General features: G+C 73.5%; 18 protein-coding genes and 1 tRNA gene. 7 read left to right on the forward strand and 12 right to left on the reverse strand.

Annotation, left to right across the window (positions count from 1 at the left end):
• Positions 1-2 precede the first annotated feature (2 nt).
• Positions 3-1,499, reverse strand: a complete 1,497-nt coding sequence (locus tag ACFWH7_RS12160) for a family 20 glycosylhydrolase (RefSeq protein WP_378216768.1) — start codon at positions 1,497-1,499, stop codon at positions 3-5.
• Positions 1,500-1,595: 96 nt separating this feature from the next.
• Complete coding sequence (locus tag ACFWH7_RS12165; RefSeq protein ID WP_378216769.1) at positions 1,596-3,224, reverse strand: hypothetical protein; 1,629 nt, start codon at positions 3,222-3,224, stop codon at positions 1,596-1,598.
• A 189-nt stretch (positions 3,225-3,413) separates the two neighbouring features.
• Between ACFWH7_RS12165 and ACFWH7_RS12170 the strand changes: the two genes are divergently transcribed.
• Positions 3,414-3,911 (forward strand): DUF4190 domain-containing protein, encoded by a 498-nt coding sequence (locus tag ACFWH7_RS12170; RefSeq protein ID WP_378216770.1) that lies wholly within the window; start codon positions 3,414-3,416, stop codon positions 3,909-3,911.
• 83 nt (positions 3,912-3,994) lie between these two features.
• Here the strand turns inward: ACFWH7_RS12170 and ACFWH7_RS12175 are convergent, their stop codons facing one another.
• Positions 3,995-4,852 carry a formylglycine-generating enzyme family protein gene (locus ACFWH7_RS12175; protein WP_378216783.1) on the reverse strand — a complete coding sequence of 286 codons (858 nt, stop codon included), beginning with the start codon at positions 4,850-4,852 and terminating at the stop codon, positions 3,995-3,997.
• A gap of 131 nt (positions 4,853-4,983) precedes the next feature.
• Between ACFWH7_RS12175 and ACFWH7_RS12180 the strand changes: the two genes are divergently transcribed.
• Positions 4,984-5,355 (forward strand): hypothetical protein, encoded by a 372-nt coding sequence (locus ACFWH7_RS12180; protein ID WP_378216771.1) that lies wholly within the window; start codon positions 4,984-4,986, stop codon positions 5,353-5,355.
• Between the two features lie 100 nt (positions 5,356-5,455).
• On the opposite strand, the gene ACFWH7_RS12185 is transcribed toward ACFWH7_RS12180, so the two are convergent.
• The 5 genes from ACFWH7_RS12185 to ACFWH7_RS12205 all read right to left on the reverse strand — a co-directional run bounded on the left by ACFWH7_RS12185 (position 5,456) and on the right by ACFWH7_RS12205 (position 12,486).
• Positions 5,456-5,528: transfer RNA gene (locus tag ACFWH7_RS12185), tRNA-Ala, on the reverse strand.
• A gap of 64 nt (positions 5,529-5,592) precedes the next feature.
• Positions 5,593-6,864, reverse strand: a complete 1,272-nt coding sequence (locus tag ACFWH7_RS12190; RefSeq protein ID WP_378216772.1) for a hypothetical protein — start codon at positions 6,862-6,864, stop codon at positions 5,593-5,595.
• Positions 6,865-6,925: 61 nt separating this feature from the next.
• Positions 6,926-7,576: a GNAT family N-acetyltransferase gene (locus ACFWH7_RS12195; protein ID WP_264031701.1), complete on the reverse strand. Its 651-nt coding sequence runs from the start codon at positions 7,574-7,576 to the stop codon at positions 6,926-6,928.
• A gap of 144 nt (positions 7,577-7,720) precedes the next feature.
• Positions 7,721-10,177, reverse strand: a complete 2,457-nt coding sequence (locus ACFWH7_RS12200) for a glycoside hydrolase family 94 protein (RefSeq protein ID WP_378216773.1) — start codon at positions 10,175-10,177, stop codon at positions 7,721-7,723.
• A gap of 62 nt (positions 10,178-10,239) precedes the next feature.
• The gene (locus ACFWH7_RS12205; RefSeq protein ID WP_378216774.1) at positions 10,240-12,486 is read right to left on the reverse strand and encodes an NTP transferase domain-containing protein; all 2,247 of its coding nucleotides are present in this window, start codon (positions 12,484-12,486) and stop codon (positions 10,240-10,242) included.
• Positions 12,487-12,665: 179 nt separating this feature from the next.
• Between ACFWH7_RS12205 and ACFWH7_RS12210 the strand changes: the two genes are divergently transcribed.
• Complete coding sequence (locus tag ACFWH7_RS12210) at positions 12,666-13,298, forward strand: 5-formyltetrahydrofolate cyclo-ligase (RefSeq protein WP_378216775.1); 633 nt, start codon at positions 12,666-12,668, stop codon at positions 13,296-13,298.
• Positions 13,299-13,383: 85 nt separating this feature from the next.
• Here ACFWH7_RS12210 and ACFWH7_RS12215 read toward each other — a convergent pair whose 3' ends face one another.
• Together ACFWH7_RS12215 and ACFWH7_RS12220 are read right to left on the reverse strand one after the other, a co-directional pair.
• The gene (locus ACFWH7_RS12215) at positions 13,384-14,040 is read right to left on the reverse strand and encodes a response regulator (protein WP_378216776.1); all 657 of its coding nucleotides are present in this window, start codon (positions 14,038-14,040) and stop codon (positions 13,384-13,386) included.
• The gene (locus tag ACFWH7_RS12220; protein ID WP_378216777.1) at positions 14,037-15,176 is read right to left on the reverse strand and encodes a sensor histidine kinase; all 1,140 of its coding nucleotides are present in this window, start codon (positions 15,174-15,176) and stop codon (positions 14,037-14,039) included. Before ACFWH7_RS12220 ends, ACFWH7_RS12215 begins: the two co-directional genes overlap by 4 nt.
• 159 nt (positions 15,177-15,335) lie before the next feature.
• Here ACFWH7_RS12220 and ACFWH7_RS12225 point away from each other — a divergent pair, with 159 nt between their 5' ends.
• A complete protein-coding gene (locus tag ACFWH7_RS12225) occupies positions 15,336-15,824 on the forward strand; it encodes a DUF6326 family protein (RefSeq protein ID WP_378216778.1) in 489 nt (162 codons plus the stop codon).
• A gap of 124 nt (positions 15,825-15,948) precedes the next feature.
• Here the strand turns inward: ACFWH7_RS12225 and ACFWH7_RS12230 are convergent, their stop codons facing one another.
• Positions 15,949-18,492 (reverse strand): penicillin acylase family protein, encoded by a 2,544-nt coding sequence (locus ACFWH7_RS12230; protein WP_378216784.1) that lies wholly within the window; start codon positions 18,490-18,492, stop codon positions 15,949-15,951.
• Positions 18,493-18,776: 284 nt separating this feature from the next.
• On the opposite strand from ACFWH7_RS12230, the gene ACFWH7_RS12235 reads away from it, so the two are divergent.
• The 3 genes from ACFWH7_RS12235 to mscL all read left to right on the forward strand — a co-directional run bounded on the left by ACFWH7_RS12235 (position 18,777) and on the right by mscL (position 20,592).
• Entirely contained in the window at positions 18,777-19,079 is a 303-nt protein-coding gene (locus tag ACFWH7_RS12235) for an FmdB family zinc ribbon protein (protein ID WP_378216779.1), read from the forward strand.
• Between the two features lie 158 nt (positions 19,080-19,237).
• Positions 19,238-19,966: an SAF domain-containing protein gene (locus ACFWH7_RS12240; RefSeq protein ID WP_378216780.1), complete on the forward strand. Its 729-nt coding sequence runs from the start codon at positions 19,238-19,240 to the stop codon at positions 19,964-19,966.
• A 158-nt stretch (positions 19,967-20,124) separates the two neighbouring features.
• Entirely contained in the window at positions 20,125-20,592 is a 468-nt protein-coding gene (gene mscL, locus ACFWH7_RS12245) for a large conductance mechanosensitive channel protein MscL (RefSeq protein ID WP_378216781.1), read from the forward strand.
• Positions 20,593-20,803: 211 nt separating this feature from the next.
• Here the strand turns inward: mscL and ACFWH7_RS12250 are convergent, their stop codons facing one another.
• The gene (locus ACFWH7_RS12250) at positions 20,804-21,043 is read right to left on the reverse strand and encodes a hypothetical protein (protein ID WP_378216782.1); all 240 of its coding nucleotides are present in this window, start codon (positions 21,041-21,043) and stop codon (positions 20,804-20,806) included.
• Positions 21,044-21,243: the final 200 nt, after the last annotated feature.

The following is a 21,243-nucleotide window of genomic DNA, read 5'->3' on the forward strand; positions in this document are numbered from 1 at the left end:
CGTCACCAGTCGACCTGCGCGGACTCGTGGAACGCGATCCCCGCGCGGCGCCAGACGTGCGCCTCGCGGGCGACGCGGCGACGGAAGCCGTCCCAGTCCTTGCGGTCCGGAGCGGTCCAGCCGACCTCCGCGACGGCGCTCAGGCGCGGCAGGAGCATGGTGAACAGCGCGTCGAGCGTCGGGATGCGCTCGGTCCACACCGCCGCCTCGACGCCCTCGATCGTCTCGACCGGCAGGCCGGGCACGACCTCCTCGGGCTCCCAGTCGTAGGAGTCGCGCACCTCGACGAGACCCGCCCAGTCCTGACCGAGGCCGAAGTCTGCCGTGTACTTCATGTCGAGGTAGACGCGGTTCGCGGGCGACAGGATGATGCGCGCCCCGGCCTTCGCGGCGTCGACCAGGTAGGTGAGGTCCATGGGGTGGGTGTCCCAGTACTGCACGATCGTGCCCGGGCGCAGCGGCGCCTTCGCGGCCTCCTGCCACGCGACCGGCTTCTTGCCGGCCTCGAGGATCAGGCGCTCGCACAGCTCGACGAACCGCGCGTACTCCGCGGGCTCCATCTTCAGCACCTCGTCGCCGCCCAGATGCACGTGCTCGCCGTCCGTCGCGTGCGCCAGGTCCGTGAAGACGTCGCGCAGGAACGGCTCGGTGGCGGGCAGGTCGAACGTGAGGCGCGAGAAGCCGACCTCGATGCCCGAGTAGGCGTCGGTCGCGACGCCGTCGGGCATGAGGTCCCCGTACACGTGCGTCGCCGCGTTGATGTGGCCGGGGACGTCGATCTCCGGCACGACCCGCACGAAGCGCTCCGCCGCGTGGTCCTGCAGCGCGCGGAAGTCCGCGAGCGACAGGTGCCCGCCCTTCCCGCCGGACGTGTCGCTCCCCGAGGAGAGCTTGGCGAGCTCGGGCCGGGACGGCGACTCGATGCGCCAGCCCTGGTCGTCCGTGAGGTGCAGGTGGAGCACGTTGAGCTTGTACGCCGCCGCGACGTCGACCACGGCACGCAGCGCGTCGAGGCCGAAGAACGTGCGCGCGACGTCCACGGACAGACCGCGCCACGGGTAGCGGGGCGCGTCGTGCACGACGACGTGCGGCACCCGCGCGGGCTCGTCGCCCGGGCCGGGCGCCTCGACGAGCTGCCGCAGCGTCTGCACCGCGTGGAGCAGCCCGGCGGGCTCGGCGGCGGTGGCGGCGACCCCGGCCTCGTCGACGACCAGGCTGTACCGCTCCGGGTTCGTGGAACCCTCCGGACCGGCCGGCTCGTCGATCCGGAGCACGAGCGCGGTGGGGTTCGCGGAGCCCGACGCGGCCGCCGAGGCGCCGGACGCCGGGTCGTCGTGCGTCGCGGCGACGCCGTCGAGCCCGCTCAGGAGCGAGGCGGCCAGGTCCCCGAGCCACGGGGCGGCCCGCTCGAGGCCGAGCACGTGGACCTCCAGCGTGGCGACGGGAACGTGGCCCGTCCCGGGCTCGACGTGCAGGGGCTGGGGGATGACCGAGACCATCGGGTACCTCGTCGTCTGGCTGGGATCGAATCGATTCGGCTTTTGCGAGCGACACACCCTAACCCGCCGCTCGAGGCGCGGCCAAGCGCCTGCGGACTAGCGCGAGGGCGCGATGTACCGCGGGCTCGGGTCGAGCGAGAGCACGCCCTCGACGTCACGGGCCGGGTCCGACGAACCGGTCGTCCAGCCGCCGACCGCACCCTGCGGCAACCCGTCGAGGAGCAGCCCCCAGTCGCGCACCCGCGCGCCGTAGCTGTCGCCCGAGGTGGACTGGAGCACCACGGCCGCCTCCCCCGACCCCAGGTCGAGGTCCGACGCCCCCCGGATCGCGTCCGCGTCCGAGCGCTGCAGCACGACGAGCTTCTGCGGGAGCCCGTCCGCGCGCACGACCTCGCCGAGCGCGCCGATCGCCGCGCCCAGCTCGGCCGCGTCCACGGTGCCGGTCGGCGAACCGTCGCCGACCCGGCGCGCGTCGACGTCGAGCGCCACGCCCACGGTCGGGCGGGCGAGGACGTCCGCGTACTCGGTCACCTGCTCGTCGAACGACGCGCGGCCCGGTTCGAGGCGCAGCACGACCATGACCCCCGCCCCGGCCGCCGCATCCACGAGCGGCAACAGCTCCTCGGTCGGGATCTCGGTCGAGTAGTCCCGGTCCTCGCCGGGGTTCGACGACGCTCGGGTCGCCGGGACCTCGAGCACCGGGACCACGGTCTCCTCCGGCACGGCCTCCGCGTACGACGCCGCCGCGTCCTGCGCGCGCGTGACGGCGTCGGACACCGCCCACTCCCCCACCGCCTCGAGCCCGGAGGTCACCGCGTCCGCCTCGACCGCCACGTACCGCACGCCGTCGGCGAGCACGAGCTGCGACCCGCTCGGGAGCAGGCCCCCGCCCTCGGCCGTGCGCAGCCGCCACGCCAGGTCCTCCGCGGACCCGAAGCTCTCCCCGATGCCCACGACCGCGAGCGCCTTCGCGGCCGCGAGCGCGTCGACGACCTCCGCCGACGAGCGCGGGTCGCCCTGCGGCACCTCGAGCGGCACCGCCCCGGCCGCGCGGGCGGTCGCGATCGCCGCGGCCTGCGGTCCCCCGGGCGCGTCGAGGCCCCCGGGCTCGGTGAGGGCGAGCACCTCGGTCAGCGTCTCCGGCTCGCCGCGCTCGGGCAGCGCGGCGCGGACGTCGTCGAGGTCGTGCGGGTCGAGAGCCCCGTCGGCGCCGAGCGCCCCCACGTCGAGCAGGACCCGCTCGACGCCCTCGACGTCGCCCAGCGTCGCGCGCTCCGGGGTCTCACCCGTGTCGTCCTGTCCCGGGGGCGCGTCCGCCTCGCCGACCTCGACGACCGCGACCGTGCCGAGCCGGGCGAGCTCCGTGCGCAGCCCCCCGTCGGAGATGGCCCCGCCGACGAGGAGGACGGGCGCGGCGAGCTCGACCGCCGCGGCGGCCGCCGTGGCCCGCGCCGACTCGTCGTCGGCGACGGCGAGGACGACGACGGGCGCGGACGTGAAGAACGCCTGGCTGCTCGTCAGAGCGAGCTCCGCCGGGTCGGTCGAGTCGAGCACGAGGACGCCGTCGCTGGGCTCCGCGGCACGCGCGACGAGCCCGGTCTCTCCCGAGGACGGCCCGTCGGCCTTCGCGGCCTCCGCGGCGCAGCCGCCCAGCGCCGCACCGGCGCCGAGGATGAGGAGGACGGGGAGGGCGACAGGGACGAATCGGACCTTCCGAGAGTTCACGCCCCCATCATCGCGCATGCCCCAGGCCCCGCAGACCGAGGGATGTGTGGGACTCGTGACGGTCGGCCCGTCGGGTGGACGGCGGGCGAACCGGCGACCCGTGTTCGGGACGCGCCGCGGGCGCTCGGGACGCCAGGCGGCCTCGACCGGCATACTGGCCGGGCCCTGACCCACCGCCGAGGAGATCGCATGTCGACCCCCGACCAGCCCGACCAGACCCCGCAGCCCGGCGGGACGCCGTCCGGACCGCCCTCGTACGGCGCGCCGCAGCCCGGCCAGCCCCAGCAGCCCCCGCAGACACCGCAGTACGGCGCCCCGCAGGCACCCCAGTACGGCGCGCCGCAGGCTCCGCAGTACAACGCCCCGCAGGGCGGCACGCCCGGGTACTCCGCCCCGGCCCAGGACCCCGGCAAGACGATGGGCATCGTCGGCCTCGTGCTGTCGTTCCTCGGTTGCCTCTCGATCGTGGGCCTGATCCTCAGCATCATCGCCTTCAACAAGTCGAAGAAGGCCGGCTACAAGAACGGCGTCGCCCTCGCGGGCATCATCGTCGGTGCCGTCGTGCTGGTGATCTCGATCGTCGTCGGCATCGTGCTCGGCATCGGCCTCGCCACGGTGGCCGAGAAGTGCGCCGAGCTGGGCCCGGGCACGCACTTCGAGGACGGCGTCACGTACACCTGCGGCTGACGCGTTCACGCTGCTCAGAGGGCTCCGTCTGCTCTCCACACAGGACGAAGGCCCCCGCCGACGGCGGGGGCCTTCGTCGTCCGTCAGCCGGCGCCGCCGTCTGCAACGCAGCGGAACCCGAGGTGGGTCGTCGCGCTGTCGTCCGACTGCGGGGACCGTGCCGCGGGACGGTACCGGCGGCAGTACTCGGGCGCACACAGGTGCGACCCGCCCTTGGTGACGCGCATGACCTGCGGCGACGTGGTCGGGGCCAGGAGGTTCGGCCGCGCACCGGCGTCCGGCCCGCGCGTCCCGGGAACGACGTGACGGGGGGTGAACGTGTCGACCGTCCACTCCCACGTGTTCCCGATGAGGTCCACCAGCCCGTACGCGTTCGGCTCGTAGGAGCCGACGGGCGACGTCCCGCCCCAGCCCTCGTTGAGGTACGGGAACCGGCCCTGCCACGTGTTCGCCATCGCCCGCCCGCCCGGGGCGAGCTCGTCGCCCCACGCGAACTCGGCGTCGTCCAGCCCGCCCCGCGCCGCGCGCTCCCACTCGGCCTCCGTCGGCAGGCGCCTGCCCGCCCACGCCGCGTAGGCCGACGCGTCCTCGAACGCGACGAGCACCACGGGGTGGTCCAGGCGGTCATCGACGTCGGATCCTCCCCCCTGCGGCGAGCGCCACGACGCCCCGGGCTGCCACCGCCACCACTGCCGCCAGTCGCGCAGGTCGACCGGTCCGGCCGTCGGGGTGAACACGAGCCCTCCCGGCACCAGGTCCGCCGGGTCGGCTCCCGGGAAGTCGGCCGGGTCGAGCGCGCGCTCCGCGACGGTCACGTAGCCGGTGTCCGCGACGAACGCCGCGTACTGCGCGTTCGTCACCGCGTGCCGCTCGAGCAGGAACGGCTCGACCTCCCGGTCGTGCGCCGGCCCCTCCTCGGGGTAGTGCCCGTCGGAACCCATGCGGAACGTCCCGCCGGGGACGGTGACGAGCTCGGTGAGGCTCACGCGGCCAGCATAGGTGCGACGCGGGCGGCGGCGCAGGGGCCACGGCGCCTCTTCCCGCGCGCGCCCCTGCCGGGAGAGGATGACCCGTGGCCCGCCGCGGGAGAGAGCCTGCACCCGACCCCGAGCTCGACACGTTCCGGGACGGGCTCGCCGTGCTGCGCCGCGACGGCGTGACGGCGGGCCACGTCGCGACGTCGCTCGGGCACTTCCGCGGCCTGTTCTCCTTCACGCCACAGCCCTGGGTGTGGCTCGTGGTGGTCTGGGACGACGGCGTCAAGGAGCTCGCCGTCGAGGACTACCCGCCGTGGAGCTTTGTCGCCGAGATGCGCGAGGGGTACCTCGAGTGGGAGGGCGGTCGTGGCTCGCGACGCACCGGACGGTACGAGATCGAGTGGGTGGACCGCGACCGTGCCGCGGCCGAGCGCGCACGCCTCGGGATCCGGCGCGAGGACTTCTGACCGTCGGCGCGGGAGGGCGCGAAGAGCCCGACCTCCCGGGGAAAAGACGAGACCCTCGCCTTCGCAGGTCGTCGACCTGGTCTGGCGAGGGTCTCTCCGGTGGAGCTAGGGGGATTCGAACCCCCGACCTTCTCATTGCGAACGAGACGCGCTACCAACTGCGCCATAGCCCCTCAAGCGAGGAACAGACTAGCACCCCGGGGGCGGGGTCTACCAAACCGGCCACCCCCGGGGGAGCTACTGCCCCGCGGCCCGACGCCGAGCGAGGATCTCGTTGAGGTCGAGACCCAGCGTCTCGGTCGACGGCTTGCGCTCGTCGCCCGCGGCGGGCTCGGGCGCGCCGGACGGCGCGTCCACGACGACCTCGACCGCGGCGGCCGGAGCGGGCGCGGCGCCCGCCCGGGCGGGCGAGACGACGTCGTCGTCCGTGAGCGGAGCGGGCTCACGGCGCGGGGCCGTGGGCTTCATCGTGTACGTCGGAGGCGGCACGGGGACGGGGTCCCAGGCGCGGCCCGAGGGCACGTGGTCCTCGTCGACGACCTCGACCTCGACGACCTCCGTCGCCTCGCCCGACACCTGCGTGACGACCCTGGCCGTCACGCCCGGCCCGCCACGGGCAGTGGCGGGCTCCTCGGAGCCGGAGTCCTCGGCCGCCGTCGTGCTCGACGCCGTCGTGCGCTCGCGCGGGGACGAGGCGGACGCCGCGGACGTCCCGGAGAGCGCCTCCGCGGTGGCGTTCGCCCGCGCGAGGTCCTGAGGCGTGACCCGCGGGATCATCTGCGTGCTCACCTGCGACCCGTGCACGGCGCGGCCGGTGACGCGCGGGCGCGCTCCCCGGGGCGCGGGTGGCGCACCCAGGACGGTCCCGCGCGCGGCGCGGGCGGCGGCACGACGCTCGGCCAGCCACGCGGCGTCGGACCGCTGCGCGGCGAGCACCGCACGACGGCCCAGCACGAGCACGAGCCCGAGGAACGCCGTCGGGACCACGCCGGCCCACCACGGGAGGTACCCGAGCGCGACGACGACCCACACCGCGACGCTCGCGAGGAGCAGCACGACCGTGAGCGCGAGACGACGGCGCGCCGCGGCGGCGCGGCGCTCGAGGAGGGCGAGGCGCGACTGCTCGGACGCCGGCTGACGGCGCGGCGGTGCCCCGCGCGAGGGTGACGCGCTGTCGGTGCTCCCCATGGCGTGCGTTCCCTCCTCCTCGTGCGTCCGGTCCTGGGACCGGGCCTGCGACCCCGCCGCCCCCAGCAGGGGGCGTGCGCCGCCGCCGGCGGGACCGGAGGCAATCGCGGCGACGGTCGTGACGCCGTCGAGCCGCGCGTCCCACCGGTCGATCCCTCCGCCGCCCGGGCCGGCGACGGCCAGGACGCGCAGGGAGCCGGAGAAGCGGTCGTCCGTGCGCGCCTCCAGCAGCTGCTGCCGGTGGCGCACCCGGTGCGGGACGTAGAACCCGACCCACAGCAGGAACACCGCGAGCGCGACGATCCCCGAGGCCGATTCCACATCACGACCGTAGGCGAGGCGTGCGGCCACGCTCCGCACGCGCTCCGGCGTGTCGGTCGGCTCAGATGGTCTCGCGGCGCGTCGCCTGCCAGCGCGCGAGGAGCCCGTCGGGGACCTCCTCGCTCGTGATCGCGAACGTCCGATGGTCGCGCCAGGCCCCCTGGATGTGCAGGAAGCGCTCGCGCACGCCCTCGTCGCGCAGGCCCAGCTTCTCCACGACGCGCAGGCTCGGGCCGTTCTCCGGGCGGATGTTGATCTCGATGCGGTGCAGGCCGAGGACCGCGAAGCAGTAGTCCGTCGCCATCGCGACGGCCGTCGGGATGACGCCGCGGCCCGCGACGTGCTCGCTCACCCAGTAGCCGATGCTCGCGCCGCACAGCGACCCGTACGTGATCGAGGAGACCGTGAGCTGGCCGACGAGCTCGCCGTCCAGCTCGACGGCGAACGGCAGCGACGACCCGGCGCGCGCCTGCGCGGACAGGACGCGGACGTACTCGGCGAACGTCGGCGGGCCTCCCCCGCTGCCGGGGCGCGGCGACGTGCCCTCCCAGCGCTCCAGCCAGTCCGCGTTGTGCGCGCGCAGGCGCATCCACGCGTTCGCGTCCCGACGGCGCAGCGGGCGCAGCACGATCGAGCCGCCCAGCGTGTCGTCCCGCAGGGTCACGGGCCACGGCTTGGTGACGGTCCAGCCGCGCGTGATCTTGTGCGTCATCCGGCGGTGACCGTCCTCGGGGAGCTGTCGGCGGGCACGGGCGGGCGCCCGGTCCTCGGTGCACAGGGTGACACCACCGACGGCCCGCGCGCCACCGTGTGGTGGCGCACGGACCGTCGGGTCGTACCGTGGTCGACGCGCTCGTCAGCCCAGCGTGACGACGACCTTCGCCTCGGTGCCCTCCGGCAGCGCGGGGATCGGGGCCGTCGGGTCGTGCTCGACGCCGTCGACCGTCACGGAGCGCACGCCCTTCGACACGTGGTCGGGGTTGCGGACCTCGATGTCGTAGACGGCGCCGCGCCACTCGCGGCGCACCTCGAACCCGTCCCAGTCCTTCGGGATCGACGGGTCGACGACCAGGCCGTCGAGCGCGAGGCGCACGCCGAGGACGTACTTGGTCACGGCGGTGTACATCCAGCCGGCCGTGCCCGTGAGCCACGGGTTCTGCGCCTTGCCGAACCACTCGTGGTCACGGCCGTAGAGGAACTGGACGTACGCGTACGGCTCCGCGCCGCGCACCTCGATGTTGTCGTTCTGGTGGTACGGCAGGATCGCGTCGTAGAACTGCACCGCCTCGTCGCCGCGCCCGAGCATCGCCTCGGCGATGATCGGCCACGCGTTGGGGTGGGAGAAGATCGCGGCGTTCTCCTTGATGCCCGGGTACACGCGCGTGACGAACCCGACCGTGTCGTCGACCTTCGTGAACGCCGGCCAGTTGAGGTGGTTGCCGTACTCGGAGCCGAGCAGCTCGCGCACCGCGTCCATCGACGCCTCGCCGCGCTCCTGGCTCGTGATGCCCGCGATGACGGGCCAGGCCTGGTGCTCGAGGAAGATCTTGCCCTCCTCGTTCTCGGCCGAGCCGATCTTCACGCCGTCGCGCGTGTAGCCGCGGATCCACCAGCGACCGTCCCAGAGCTGGGCGTCCGCGACCTTGGCGATGCGCTCGCGCTCGGCCGTGAACCGCGCGACGTCCGCCTCGGCCTGCTCGTCGCCCGCCGCGGCGAGCGGCTCCGCGATCTCGAGGAACGCGCCGATCGCCCACGCGTGCAGGAACGTCACGAGCGAGGTCTCGCCGCCGCCGAGGTTGAGGCAGTCGTTCCAGTCGGCGCGCAGCCCGAGCGCGACGCCGTTCTGGCCCACCTGCTCCGCGGAGAACTCGAGCGCCCTGACCAGGTGGTCGTAGACCGTGGCGGGAGTGCCCTCGGCGAACGGGATCTCCAGGTCGAGGAACGAGCGGTCGCCCGTCTCCTTGACGTACTCGACGACCGACGGCACGAGCCACAGGTGGTCGTCCGAGCAGGTGTCCTCGAGCCCGTGGATGAGGTCCTTCGGGTCGACCGTGGGCACGATCGTCGGCGACGGGACGTCGGGCAGCTTCTCGGCGTCGGGGTCGAACGCCTTCGGGTCGAACAGGTGCAGGCCGTACCCGGCCTGCGTCTGCGCGCGCAGGAGCTCGACGATGCGCTGGCGCGTCTTCGTCGGGTTCGAGTGGATGACGCTCATGACGTCCTGCGCGGTGTCGCGGTACCCGAGGCCTGCGCGGCCGCCCACCTCGACGAACGACGCGAAGCGCGACCACTGCACGCACGTCTCCGCCTGGAGCAGGGTCCACGCGTTGATCATCGTGTTCATGCCCTCGTGGGGCGTGTCGATCCGCAGCTTGTCCTGCTTGGCGCGCCAGAACGCGCGGAGCCGTGCGCGCTCGGCGTCGACCGTCGCGACGTCCGAGTACTTCGCCTGGATCGCACGACCGGCCGCGTCGCGCGAGCCGTAGCCGAGCATGTAGACGAGGCGCTTGGTCTCGCCCGGCGCGAGCGTGATCTTGTGCTGGAGCGCACCGCAGTGGTTCTGCGTCGTCGCGGACTCGTTCGAGCCGTGCCCGCGCTCGATCGCGATCGGGTTCGCCTCGGAACGGTAGGGGCCGATGAAGTTGTCGCGCAGCGAGTCGTACGACGACGGCGTCTCGCTCGACGCGAAGAAGTGGTACGTCCACGGCTCGTAGTAGAAGTCGTACTCGATGATGCCGTCCTCGTAGGAGGAGCCGGACGCGTAGAGCGACATCTGCAGGTTCTGGTTGTCGATCGTGATCGTGTGGAAGCTGAACTCCACGTACGACCCGACGGTGAGCTCGCGCACCTCGTCCGTCGTGTTCGTCAGCCGGACGTCCCAGACCTCGACGTCGTCGTCCACGGGGATGAAGACCGTCTGCTCGGCGTCGACGCCCTTGTACTCGGCACGGAACGTCGAGTAGCCGAGGCCGTGCCGGGTCGTCCACCGGCCCGCCCCGCCCGTGGGGTCGAGCTCCTCGCCGGGGCCGACGAACGGCTTGCCGACCGGCTGCCACGACACCGACCAGAAGTCGCCGTCCGCGTCGTCGCGCAGGTACACGTAGTGGCCCGGCCGGTCGACCGGGACACCGTTCTGCCGGAAGCGCGTGATCCGGCCGTACTGCGAGCTCTTGTAGTACGAGTACCCCCCGCCGGTGTGCGACAGCACGGTGCACAGGTTCTTGCTGCCGAGGTAGTTCGTCCACGAGACGGGGACGTCGGGGCGCTCGACGACGTACTCGTCGTGCGCGGTGTCGAAGTGGCCGTAGCGCATCGTTGCTCTGGTTTCCTGTCGTGGGGGTGGGGCTGGGGGCGTGGGGGGAAGGTCCGGCGCCGTCAGACGCCGGCGGTGACGAACCCTTGGAGCCACTCGAGGAGCTCGGCGGCCTTCTCGGGCGAGTCCGCCTCGACGAACATGCGCAGGACGGGCTCGGTGCCGGAGAACCGCAGGAGCGCCCAGTTGTCGTTCTCGAGGAGGATCTTGGTGCCGTCGAGGTGGGAGACCGAGACGACGGGGTACGGGCCGACGTGCGTGAGCGGCTCCGCCTCGAGCCGGCGCGGCACCTCGACGCGCATCTCCGGCGTCGCCGGCACGCCCGCCTCGAGCGTGTAGAGGCGACCCGTGATCTCGTAGATCATCGCGCGCAGCTCGGAGATCCGCCTGCCCGTACGGGCCAGCATCTCGGCCACCAGGGCGCACGCGAAGATGCCGTCCTTGCCGAGGATCCAGCCGCGGATCGTCAGGCCGCCCGAGGACTCGCCGCCGAGCACGGCACCGATCTCCTCCATGCCCGCGGTGACGTGCTTGAAGCCGACCTTCACCTCGCGCGACTCCTCGCCGAAGTGGGCGGCGAGCCGGTCGAGCAGGTGCGTCGTCGCGAGGTTGCGCACGACGCCGCCCTTCTCGCCCCGGACCTCGTGCAGGTACCAGTACAGGAGGAGGAGCAGGTCGTTCGTCGAGATGTACTCGCCGGTCTCGTCGACGATGCCGATGCGGTCGGAGTCGCCGTCGGTCGCCATACCGAGGTCGTAGCGGCCGCCGCCCTGCTGGATCATCGTCACGAGCGTGCTGAGGCGCTGCAGGTCCGGCGCGGGCGCGACCCCGCCGAACAGCGGGTTGTGCGCCGCGTGGATGAACTCCGAGCGCACGCGCATGTCGGACAGGATCGTGCCGAGCGTGAGCTGGCTCGTGCCGTACATCGGGTCGACGACGACCTGGAGGTCCGAGCCGCGCACGGCCTCCACGTCGATGATCCGCTCGATCGCGTCGACGTACGGGTCGGTGAGGGACCGGTCGACCACGACGCCCGCGCGGCGCGCCACGTCGATGTCGAGCGTGATGACGTCGTCGACCGACAGGGCGTTGGCCTCGTCCTGGTAGCGGTCCGTCTCGTCGTCGAGCGGGAGCGAGCCGTCCTGGCGGAACACCTTCATGCCGTTCCACTCGGGCGGGTTGTGGCTCGAGGTGACGATGATCCCGTACGCCGCACCGAGGTACGGCGCGGCGAACGTCACGAGCGGGGTCGGGACGTCGTCGGGCAGGAGCGTGACCGCGATGTTGTTGCCCGCGAAGACCTCGGCCGCCGCGATGGCCGACTCGCGCGAGAGGAAGCGGCGGTCGCCGCCGATCACGACGCCCTTGCCGTCGAGGCCCCGGCGGATCGTCTCGTTCGCGATCGCCTGGCACAGCCGGCGCACGTTCGCGAGCGTGTACCCCTCGCCGATGACCGCGCGCCAGCCGCCCGTCCCGAAGACGATCTTGGTGTCCGTGTTCTTCTTCGGGACGAACAGGCGCTTGAGCACGATGTCCGCCGCCTGCGCGAGCTCGTCCGGCGTGTTGATGCCGCGCACCTCGTCGACGTCGACGATCCGGTACGACGAGATGCGCTTTCCCGCCCCGATGACGCGGCGCGCGAGCTCCGTGAGGCGGTGCTCGCCGTCGGACGCCATGCGCTCGAGCTCGCCGAACAGCAGGCCCGGCGCCGCGACGTACGCACCGACGTTGATCTCCGTGCGCGGCTCGGCGACGCCGCCCGCCTCGGACGACTCGAGGATCGCCGTGATCTCGCCCTCGGCGCGCACGACGCGGCCGTAGCCGTCCGGGTCGTCCACGACGGCGGAGAGGAGCGACAGGTCCGCACCCGTGAGCGTGTGGCGCGTGAGCAGGCCCAGGAGCGACTCCGAGCGCAGCAGGGGCGTGTCCGCGTACGCGACCAGCACCGGCTCTTCGACGCCGAGCCCCAGCACGGAGGCGACTGCCCCGCGCGCCGCGAGGACCGCGTCGCCCGTGCCGAGCGGCGCCTCCTGCTCGACGTAGACGACGTCCTCGCCGAGCAGCTCGCGCACGGTCGGGTCGTCCGGCGCCACCACGACGACGATGCGGCTCGCGTCGACCACGCGGCGCACGTTCGCCACGGCCAGCTCGACGACCGTCGCGCTGCCCAGCGGCCGGGACAGGAGCTCGCGCGACGCGGCGTCGTGCCCCGCCGCGAGCACGACGGCGGCCCTCGCGGTCCGGGTGTGGGCGCTCCCCCGCGGTCGCGGGGTCGTCGCGCTGGGCTTCGCGGGCGTCGTCGCGGTCATGGCGTCCTCACTGGTCGACCTCCGTCGGACCACGACCCATTTGTCAGGAGTCCGAACTACTGGCTCCCTCTGATCATAGGCACCCCGGACCCGTCGACGGAACCCGATCCGGCCCACCAGGGCCGAAGGTCACCCGCGCGGCGTCCACGGGGAACCGCGAGCCGGGTGACAATAGGGACATGAGTGGCCCGGTCCAGCCGTACCCCCTGCACGGAAGCATCGAAGCCGAGGACGCGAAGGAGATCCTCCGCAAGGCCGTTCGCACCAACCGCCAGGCGCGGTCCGAGCGGCTCCGCAAGGAAGCGGCCGCCGCGATCGCCGACGTCGTCGAGACCATCCCCGAGGTCGCCACCGCGACGTGCGTCGCGACCTACGCCGCGCGCCCCACCGAACCCGGGACCACGGAACTGCTCGAACGTCTCTCCGCGCGCGGCGTGCGCGTCCTGCTCCCCGTGCTCGGCGCCGGCCTCCAGCGCGACTGGGCCCTGTACGACGGCCCGGCCGACCTCCAGGTCCGCGCCCCCGGCCGACCGCCCGAACCCGGCACCCCGCCGCTCGGCGCCGAGGCCATCGCCCAGGCCGACGTCGTCGTCGCCCCAGCGCTCGCCGTCGACTCGCGCGGCGTCCGGCTCGGCCAGGGCGGTGGGTGGTACGACCGCGCCCTCGAGCACCTGCGCCCCGGGACCAAGGTCGTCGCCGTCGTCTTCCCCGAGGAGGTCTACGACGCGTCCGACCGCCCGCTCCCGGTCGAGCCCCACGACAAGACCGTCGACGCCGTCGCGACCCCCCTCGGCTGGCGCTGGCTCCCGTAACCGGCCGCGCACGTCTGTACGCCGAGGCCACCCTCGGCGGCGGGAACGACACCGGACCCCCACGGGCACGCCGCGACCCGCCTCGCTAGTCGGCTCTCACGCGCCTGGTGTCGTACGCCCACATCGCGATCTCGACGCGGTTGCGAGCCCCGAGCTTGGTCATCAACGAGGCCACGTGGGACTTGACCGTGCTCAGGCCGACGAAGAGCTCGCCGGCGATCTCAGCGTTCGTCCGGCCCCGTGCCACCAGCGCGAGCACCTCCTCCTCGCGCTCGGTGAGCGGGCTGACGGGCTGCACCGGTACCGGCGGCGTCTGGTCGGCGAAGGTCGCCAGCAGCCGGCGCGTGACGTTGGGGGCGATCAGCGCGTCCCCGTCGGCGGCCGCGTGGACGGCCTGCACGAGGAGCTCCGGCCCGGCGTCCTTGAGCAGGAAGCCGCGGGCGCCGGCGCGGAGGGCGCCGAGGACGTACTCGTCGAGGTCGAAGGTGGTGATCACGACGACCGCCGTCGGGCTCGTGACGTCCGGCCCTGCGAGGCGCCGCGTCACCTCGATGCCGTCGAGCCCGGGCATCCGGATGTCGACGAGGAGGACGTCGGGACGCAGCCGGGTCGCCAGGTCGAGCGCTGCGAGCCCGTCTGCCGCCTCCCCCACGACCTCGAGGTCGGGTTGCGCGCCGAGGATCATCACCAGGCCGGTCCGGACCAGGTCCTGGTCGTCGACGACGACGACGCGGATGCTCATGCCGGCGCCGCCACGGGCAGCACGGCCTCGACCACCCAGCCGCCCTCGGCCCCCGGCCCCGCGGAGAGCGATCCGCCGAGGAGCTGGGCGCGTTCGGCCATGCCCAGCAGGCCGAACCCGGGCTCCGGGACCGGCCCCGGCTCGGTCAGTCCGTCGTCGCTGACACGCAGCCGGACGGCGTCGCCCTCCCGGCGGACGTCGATCCCGACACGGGTCGCGCCTCGGGCGTGCCGTACGGCGTTGGTCAGCGACTCCTGCGCGAGCCGGTAGAGCGCGGTGTCCACGGGTTGCGCCAGCCGCGTGAGCGAACCGTCCAGCGTGACCTCGACGGCGGGCGTCCCGCCGGCGCGTGCCAGAGCCGGCAGGTCGGCGACGCCCAGCGGCGGCGAGTAGGCGACGGCCTCCTCCTCGCGCAGCACCTGGACCATGGACCTCATCTCCGCCAGCGTTCGCGACGCCTCGGACTCGATCGCAGCCAGGACCTCGGCGGCCTTCTCCGGCTGGGTGCCGGCGACCACGCCACCGGCCTGCGCCTGCACCGCGATGGCCGAGACGTGGTGGGCCACGGTGTCGTGCAGCTCGCGCGCCAGCGCGACCCGCTCCTGGTTGCGGATCTCGCGCTGCCGGCGATGCCAGACGTCGGCGCGGTAGCGGAACACCGCGGCGAGGGCGACGAACAACAGCAGGAGGACGATGCCCCCGAAGACGTCGGCCCAACCCGCGGAGGAGACGTACATCCCCAGCGCGACGACGCCCGTCACGAACGCCGTCCCCAGGACCATCTCTCGCCCCGAGCCCCACCGCACCAGGGAGTAGAGCAGGACCAGGACGGCCATCATGGCGTAGAGACCGAGGTCGCCGTCGTGCGCCATGAGCTGGAGGACCGAGAGCAGCCCGGCGACGCCCCACCCGACCAGGGCGGCCGTCAGGGGGTGGCTCCGCCGCCAGAGCAGAGCGGGCATCAGCGCCAGGGCGAGCAGCACCACCAGTGGTCGCCAGGCCAGACCCGGCCGGAGGATGCCCTCGACGACGGCGACGGCGGCGAGCACACCCACCAGCAGCCAGTCGAGACGTCCGACGGGCGGCGCGTCGGTGGGCCGCGGCTCGTGCCAGAGGGATCGCCGGACGGTGGTCACGGCTCCAGCCTAGGGATCGGCACACCTCGGCGTACCGGCCGAAAGGACGAGAGAGCGACCGTGCCTTCGGCCAGGTGCACTTCGGCCTCCAGGCCGGTGTACCCGCCGCCGGGCTCCGCGATCGTGAACCTATCGATCCGCACCACGAGGGAGCCCCTGATGAGCACACGTCAGCCCACCACCACGCTGGAAGACCGACCGGTCCCGGTGAGAGCCAAGCTCGCCGCGACGTGGACCAGCTTCATGTTCCTGTACGCCTACGTCGACATCCTCGGGTTCTTCACGCCCGGCATCGTCGAGGACATCCTCGACGGCAAGGTCTTCACGTTCGACCTCTCCCAGACCTTCTCGACCACGGCGCTGACCCTCGTGGCCGTCCCGATCCTCATGGTCGTGCTGTCGATGACGCTCCCCGCCCGGGCGAGCCGCATCACGAACCTCGTCGTGGCCGTGCTCTACGTCCCCGTCACGGCATTCAACGCGGTGGGTGAGTCCTGGCTGTACTTCTACGGTCTGGGCATCGCGCTGGAGCTGATCCTTCTCGGCCTCGTCGTGCGGTACGCCTGGACCTGGCCGCGTACCGCGCCCTCGGCGACCGCGGCGATCCGCCCGGACCGTGGGGCCGTTCGTGCCCGACAGCGAGCGTGACCCCCGGAGCAGTCCCCCACCTGGTCTCGGGCCGGGCGCACGGCCACGCCGGCCGTGAGCCCGGCCGAACCCGGGACTACGGGACTACGGGATTACGGGATTACGGGATTACGGGATTACGGGATTACGGGACGAGGGTGAGCTCGTCCTTGCTGGCCTCGGCGACGGCCTGGGTGGAGAACGGCCAGTCGTAGGTCTCGCCGCGGGCCCAGGTCTTGAGCTGGTCGGAGTAGTGCGAGGACGCCGGGTGTCCGGAGGTACCGGTGACGGTGACCCAGGTGGAGCGGTCGAGGTCGTCGAGGTCGACGACCATCCGCATCGACGGACCGGCCGTCACGTCGAACGAGCCGGAGGCCGCGTCCCATGCCGTCGCGTTGACGATCGACGAGCCGCCGGGCATGCCGACGGGGTCGGGGTTGACCCAGTTGCGGACGGGACCGGGGATGGACTCGCCGCCGAGGACCGGGTGCTCGAGCGCGAGCACGTGGAGCGTGCCCCAGGCCCAGTCGGAGGGCTGCTTGCTCTGCTCCACGGTCAGGTCGAGACGCGCGGAGACGAGCGCCTGGGTGAGGACCTCGTCGCGCGTCTCGACGACGCTGACGGTCTGGCGGTCGTCCCAGAACGGGTCGGTCGGGTTCTCGAGGAGGTTCTGCACGACGGCGAGCCAGCGGCTCCCGCCGTTCGGCTGCGCCGACTCGGGCAGGTCGTCCCAGAAGGTGAGCTGGAGCAGGTTGCGCCAGACCGCGGCGAAGTAGGCGGCCGCGGCGGAGTCGGTGTCGGTCCGGTAGTCCCAGTCCGCGAGGAGCGCCTGGCCCTCGGCCGCGAAGCTGTCGTCGATCTCCTGGTCGAGCAGGAGCGGCACGAGCACCTCGGCGTAAGGGCTGCGGTCGTCGGTCTGAACCTCGTTCATCGTGTCGACGTCGACCGGTCGTCCGGCGGAGATCTCGGCCTCGAGGAGCTGGCGGATGCGCTGCGAGCGGTAGCCGTAGTCCCAGTCGGTGGTGAGGAACGGCGCGACGCCGGAGGGCAGGACCGCCTGGTTGGCGGCCACGATGAATCCCTCGGCCGGGTCGACGACGCGGGGCATCTGCTCGCTCGGGACGTAGCCCTGCCAGTCGTAGCGCTCGTCGGAGCCGTCCCGGGGCCACGTGCCGTCCGAGGGCACCTCGGCGTCGGGCACCGCCCGGCGGACGGGGATCTTGCCGGGCGCCTGGTAGCCGATCTGGCCGTCCGCCGTCGCGAAGACGATGTTCTGCGCAGGCACCTCGAACAGCGCCGCGGCGGCCTGCATGTCGTCGGCGTCCTGCGCGAGGTTGAACGCGAACACCGCGTCGGCGGTGCGGCCCGGCTCGAGCGCGGTCCACTGGAGGGAGACGGCGTACTCACCCAGGCGCGTGTCGAGGGCGGGGGTGTCGACGGCGGACTCGGTCGCAGGGATCGCCTCGGAGACGATCGGCCCGTGCACGGTCGAGCGGATCTCGAGCTCGACGTCCTCGCCCCCGGCGACGCTCAGCGTCTCGGTCCGGGTCTCGAGCGGCACCCACTCGTCGCCGCGCAGGTAGGTGTCGTCCCGCACGCGCTCGACGAAGAAGTCGGTGACGTCGGCGCCCATGTTCGTCAGGCCCCACGCGAGCTGTGCGTTGTGGCCGATGATGACGCCGGGGAACCCGGCGAACGAGAAGCCCGCGACGTCGAACGCGCACTCCGGCCCGACCTCGTTGCAGTGCAGTCCGACCTGCGCCCAGATCCCCGGGGCGCCGAGGGCCAGGTGCGGGTCGTTCGCGAGGATCGGCTTGCCGCTGGCCGTGTGGTCGCCGGAGACGACCCACGAGTTGGAGCCCGTGCCCTCGCCGCGCCCGATGAGCACGGGGACGGCGTCGAGCGCGCGGTCGGCGGCCTCGAGCGCGCCCTGGAGACGGTCCGAGCCGTACGCGGCGCGGGCCTCGGGGCCGAGCTCGAGCGCGACCTGCTGGGGGTTCTCGAGCTCGCCGGGGTCGAGGATCGGCGCGTTGACGTCGGACGGGTAGGCGGGGAACAGCGCGGCGACGCGCCCCGCGTCCTGGAGGGTGCTGTACGACAGCGCGCGCTCCAGCTCGTCGTCGTAGTTGCCGCGGAGGTCCCACGCCATCGCCTTGAGCCAGGCGAGCGAGTCGACGGGGTCCCAGGGCTCGGGCTCGGCGACGTCGACCTGGAGCCCGAGCACGGTGTACTCGATCGCGATCTCGGACGGGCTGCGGTTCTCGAGGTACGCGTTGACGCCCTCGGCGTACGCCTGGAGGTACGCCTTCGTCTCGGGCGAGACGACGTCCCACTCCTCCTCGGCGACCTGCCGCCAGCCGAACGTCCGCGTCACGGTGTCGGCGGCGATCGCGTCGGGGTTGTCGCCCACGAGCTCGGCGAGCCGGCCCGCGGTGACGTGCCGGCGGTAGTCCATCTCGAAGAAACGGTCCTGCGCCTGGACGTAGCCCTGCGCGCGGAAGAGGTCCGCGGGCGTGTCCGCGTAGATCTGCGGCACGCCCTGGGCGTCGCGCAGCACCGTGACCTGACCCTCGAGCCCGGCGAGCTCAACCTCGCCCGACGTCTGCGGCAGCGGCCGACGCACGGTGACGACGACGAAGGCGGCACCGGCGACGATCGCGAGGACCAGGAGCACGGCCACGCCGATCAGGACGCGCCGTCGTGCCGAGCGCCGGCGCCGGGGCGGAACCGGCGCCTCGGCCGGCGTCGCGGGGTCGGCACCGGGGACGGAGTCACCGGCGGGGGCCTCGGCGGGTTCGTGCACAGACACGGATGCGAGACTACCCGGCCCGGGGCGAGCACCGGGCCGCGTATGATTAGCACTCGGAAGTTTCGAGTGCCAGGCGGTGTTGACACCGACGACCCGGCCGAGACCGACCCGATCCCGACCCGCCGGTGGCCGCTCGACGGCCGTCTCGTGAACGAGGAGAACCCGTGCCCACCTACGCGTACACGTGCACCGCCTGCGGTCACGCCTTCGACATCCACCAGTCGTTCAGCGACGAAGCCCTGACGGTGTGCCCCGAGTGCTCGGGTCGCCTGCGCAAGGTGTTCTCCTCGGTCGGCGTGACGTTCAAGGGCTCAGGCTTCTACCGCACGGACTCGCGCTCAGGCGGGAAGTCCTCGACGACGCCCGCCTCGAAGCCGGCCGCCTCCTCCGCGGCGTCCGGCGCGAGCAGCACGTCCGGCAGCGCGAGCAGCACCTCGTCCTCGTCGGGAAGCTCGACCGCGTCCTGACCTGACGCCCGGGTCCGTCGTCCGCGACGGCCCGGACGACGACGGTCGACCACAGCCCCGCTCCGGACAGCACCTCCGGGCGCCGACGCCGCGTCCCGTCCACAGGTCCTCACCGGTCGGCGCCTGCCGCTGCCCGGCGCGCGGCTACGGTCGCGCCCATGCTGCGCTCGCCCCGCCTGCCGGACCCCCACCCGCGACCCGACCGCTCGCCCGCGCGGCGACGGCTGCTGCGCGGGGTGTGGTGGCGGTCCCGCTTCGTCGTGGCCGCGCTGTGCTGCGGCGCCGCCGCCTCCGTGGTGGTCGGGGAGCTCCGCCCTCCCCCTCCCCCGACCGCACCTGCCGTCGTCACCACCCGTGAGGTGCCGGCGGGCGCTCTGCTGACGGAGGCGGACCTCCGCGTGGACCACGTGTCCGCGGAGCTCGTCCCGGCAGGGTCCGCGGCGGGGCCCGACGACGTCGTCGGGCGCCGCGCGACCGTCGCCCTGGCCGCGGGCACCCTGCTCCAGGACGCGCTCGTCACCGGCGGCGAGCTCGCCGCCGCGGCTCCCGCGGGCACGGTCGTCGCGCCCGTCCGGCTCGACCCCGGTGTCGCGGCCCTCCTCGGCCCGGGAGACCGGGTCGACCTCCTCGCCGCGGGTGACCGGGTGTTCACGACGGCGCTCACCGACGTGCCGACCGACGGCCAGGACCCCGCGACCGCCGACCCCTACCTCGCCCGCGCGGCCGTCGTCGTGCCGGCACCCGAACCCGAGGGCGGGGGCGGCCTCCTCGGGACGGGCGGGTCGGGCGCGGACGTCGTGACGCTCGTCGCCGTGCGCCCCGAGGAGGCGGTCCGGCTCGCGGCCGTGAGCGGGCAGACGGGGGTCACGGCCGTCCTCGTGCCCTGACGGGCGACCCGAGCGCGATCCCCCGGGTGAACCCGACGCCGGTGCCCGACCCGCCGGGCCGGGCCGTTGCCCGTCGGCACCCGCGTTGGGAGGATCGCGCGTGCACCTGTCGTGGCCCCGCCGCCACGCGGACCACCGACCTGAGAGGGAAGCAGCACATGAAGGGCGTGTTCCAGGGATTCAAGGAGTTCGTGCTCCGAGGCAACGCGATCGACCTGGCGGTCGGCGTGGTCATCGGCGCGGCGTTCTCCTCGGTCGTCGACGCGATCGTCACCTACCTGATCAACCCGATCATCGGCGCCATCTTTGGCAAGCCAGACATCTCGAACCTGTGGGACATCACGCTTCGACCCGCCCACGGCAACGTCGAGGCCTCGGTCCTCTCCGTCGGCGGCATCCTCAACGCGATCCTCCAGTTCCTCATCATCGCGATCGCGCTCTACTTCGTCATCGTCCTCCCGATGAACAAGCTCGCCGAGCGCCGGAGCCAGGACGTCGAGCCCGAGCCCGAGGCGCCGGCAGAGGACGTGCGCGTCCTCCAGGAGATCCGCGACCTCCTCGCCGCCCAGGCGGGCAACGGCCCGGGCGGAGCTCCCGGCGGCCCGACGCCGCCGCGCGGCCTCTGAGCACGAGTCGCCCGACCGCCGCCTGAGCTCACGCGGCGCGGCGCCCCTCGCACGAACCCGGGGTCGCTCCTCACCCACCGCGGTGGATGGGGAACGACCCCGGGCTCGGCACGTCAGCGAGCAGCGCGGCGCCGAAGACCGCCACCACGGACCAGCCGCGGGACTCGTCCGTGTCCGTGCCGTCGGGTGCCCCGACGTCAGTGGCGCGCGGTCAGTGCCGCCCGTAGTGCGGCGGGACGTCCCCGAGCAGCCGGTCGTCGTTCTCGCCTCGCCCCCCACGCCCCGGCGCCGCCTCGTCACCCCAGCCCTCGGACCGCTCGTCGGCGCTCACCCCGGACACGACCTCGCTCTCCGTCCCCCGCCGCACGGCCCGCCGCGGCCGCCGACGCCGCCCCGCGCCATCGGGCACGTCGCGCGGGCGGTCAGGACTCGGGTCGGACGTGGTGCTCACGCGTCCATCGTCGCACCGCAGGAGCGACCCGACGTCGAACCACCACCCATGCCGTCGAGATGCGAGGGCACCCGGAACGGGACCCGCGCGACGCGACGATCCCGACGGCGACGAGCGTGCTGATCTCGGGCAGCAGCCCACGGTGAGACGACGTGGCGAGGTGGGAGGCGGCGCCGGGTCGTGGCGGGCCTGGCGGGAGC

Origin of the sequence: Cellulosimicrobium cellulans, from assembly GCF_042723955.1 — a bacterium.
In the GTDB taxonomy this organism is placed as follows: Bacteria; Actinomycetota; Actinomycetes; order Actinomycetales; family Cellulomonadaceae; genus Cellulosimicrobium; species Cellulosimicrobium cellulans_H.